A 2613-nucleotide genomic window follows, 5' to 3' on the forward strand; every position below is an offset into this window, starting at 1 on the left:
GGGGGGGGCCCGGGACCTGGTTTCCCTCCCCCTGCGTTCTGCGGGTGTCGGGGGCCGTGGGCTGCGTGCGGGGGCGGGGGGCGGCGCCCCGCTGCCGCTGCCCGCCGTCCGGGCCGGGGACGGGACGCGGCGCCGCACCTCCCGCTGGTCCCCGGCGGCCGCGGCCGCCCTGGAGGAGGCACTGCGGCGCGCCGCGGCCCGCGGCGAGGAGCAGCCGAGCGGGCTCGACCTGCTGGCCGGACTCGCCGCCGACCCCGGCAGCCGGGCCGGCGAGGTGCTGCGGCACGCCAGGATCGACCCGCCCGCGCTCGGCGCCCGCGCCATGGCGCTCGCCGCCGGGGAGGGGCTGCCGCCGGGGTCCCTCCCGGGCGACGCGGAGCGCTGAGTTCCGTCCCGCCGGCGGGCTTTCCCGGGCCGCCGTCTCAACAGGTGCGACGGGGGTTACACGCCTGACCGGGTCCTGTCATGATGGCCCGATGCACGCGTCTCAGGGGAGAAGCGCCGGCCTGGGACTCGCCCTGGCCTCGGCCTTCGCATTCGGTGGTTCGGGAGTGGCGGCCAAGCCGCTGATCGAGGCGGGCCTCGATCCGCTCCATGTGGTCTGGCTCCGGGTGGCCGGCGCCGCGCTCGTCATGCTGCCGGTGGCCTGGCGCCACCGGGACCTGCTGCGCCGCAAGCCCGGCCTGCTCGTGGGCTTCGGCCTGCTCGCCGTCGCGGGCGTGCAGGCCTTCTACTTCGCCTCGATCTCCCGCATCCCGGTCGGCGTCGCCCTCCTCATCGAGTACCTCGCCCCGGCGCTGGTCCTCGGCTGGGTCCGCTTCGTCCAGCGGCGGCCGGTCACCCGCGCCGCCGCGCTGGGCGTGGTGCTCGCCGTCGGCGGCCTCGCCTGCGTCGTCCAGGTCTGGTCCGGCCTGAGCTTCGACCTCCTCGGGCTGCTCCTGGCGCTCGCCGCCGCCTGCTGCCAGGTCGGCTACTTCGTCCTCTCCGACCAGGGCGCCGACGAGGCCGAACCGGCCGATCCGCTCGGCGTGATCGCGTACGGCCTGCTCATCGGCGCGCTGGTGCTGACCGCGGTCGCCCGCCCGTGGGGGATGGACACCGGGGTCCTGGCCGGGCGGGCCGACCTCGACGGCACCTCCGTCCCGGCCTGGCTGCTGCTCGGCTGGATCGTCCTGATCGCCACCGTCCTCGCGTACGTCACCGGGGTCGTCTCGGTGCGCCGGCTCTCGCCGCAGGTCGCCGGTGTCGTCGCCTGCCTGGAGGCGGTCGTCGCGACCGTCCTCGCCTGGGTGCTGCTCGGCGAGCACCTGGAGGCGCCGCAGCTCGCCGGCGGCGCGCTCGTCCTCGTCGGCGCCTTCATCGCCCAGTCCACCGCGCCGAAGCCGCCGTCGGAGGGGCCCGTCGCCGGGTCGGACGGCCCGGACGCCGCCGAGGGCGCCGGGCGCGAGGGCGAGTTGTCGGGCGGTCGGACCGCGCCGTAGGGTGCCGGACATGCATGCGACCGTGCTTCCGCCGCCCGCCGCCTAGCGCGCGCGGCACCTTCTCCGAGGACGACGACCGGGCCCGGGCGGGCGATCACGCCCCCGGGCGGTCCGTCGCCGCCCGCGCGCGGAGCGAGCGACCACCCTTCACCCGGTCCGTCCGCACGGACCGTCCTCACGGAGAAACCACGTGTCGAACACGCAGTCCTTCCTCGCCGCGGAGTCCTCTGCCGCGGACTCCGCCCTCCCCGTCGGCCGCAGCCTGCTCTACCTCGTCGTCGCCGGCATCGCCTGGGGCACCGCCGGCGCCGCCGGCTCCCTGGTCTTCCGCAACAGCGACATGGGGCCGCTGGCCCTCTCCTTCTGGCGCTGCGCCGGCGGCCTCCTGCTGCTGCTCGCCGTACCGGCGCTGCGGTCGCTGCGGCGCGGCCGGGCGCGGACGGCCACCCCCGCCGGCCCCGCCGCCGAGCCCCGCCGGACCCGGCTGATCCGGATCGTCGGCGCCGGGCTCGGGCTCGCGGTCTTCCAGACCGCCTACTTCGCCGCCGTCGAGGCCACCGGGCTCGCCGTCGGCACCGTCGTCACCCTCGGCGCCGGCCCCGTCCTCATCGCGATCGGCGCCCGCGTCACCATGGGCGAGCGCCTCGGCCTCGGCGGCCTCGCCGCCGTCACCGGCGCGCTCGCCGGGCTCGCCGTCCTCGTCCTGGGCGGCGGGGGAGCCGAGGTCCGGCTCGCGGGCGTCGGCTACGCGGTGCTCTCCGCCGCCGGATTCGCCTTCCTCACGCTGCTCACCCGGTGGCTCGGCCGCACCGGCGCCGGCGCGGCCGGCTCGCTCGCGAGCACCGCGTGGACCTTCGGCGTCTCGGCGGTCGTCGTGCTGCCCCTGGCGGTCGTCGAGGGGCTGCTGCCGCACACCGAGGACGTCGTCCGGCTGCTGCTCCTGCTGCTGTACGTGGCGGCGATCCCGACGGCGCTCGCCTACGCCCTGTACTTCGCCGGGGCGGCGGTCGTCCGGGCCGCCACCGTCTCCGTGATCATGCTCCTGGAGCCGGTCAGCGCCGCGCACCACACCCGCAACCAGCACGGCGGCGCGGGTCAGGCGACAACCAAGAGATGGCCCGGGGGTCGGAAC

General features: G+C 77.4%; 2 protein-coding genes and 1 pseudogene. All 3 read left to right on the forward strand.

All coding sequences use genetic code 11. The features are described 5' to 3' along the window. Window positions 1-385 (forward strand): annotated as a pseudogene (locus ACFW1I_RS30565) (hypothetical protein); the annotation flags it as partial. 91 nt (window positions 386-476) lie between these two features. After that, window positions 477-1481, forward strand: coding sequence for a DMT family transporter (locus ACFW1I_RS30570; RefSeq protein ID WP_384675987.1), 1005 nt, complete (start codon window positions 477-479; stop codon window positions 1479-1481). A gap of 190 nt (window positions 1482-1671) precedes the next feature. Next, window positions 1672-2613: DMT family transporter (locus ACFW1I_RS30575; RefSeq protein ID WP_384675989.1), on the forward strand; the 942-nt coding region annotated here is incomplete at its 3' end.

Source organism: Streptomyces sp. NPDC058955, assembly GCF_042741435.1.
Lineage (GTDB): Bacteria > Actinomycetota > Actinomycetes > Streptomycetales > Streptomycetaceae > Streptomyces.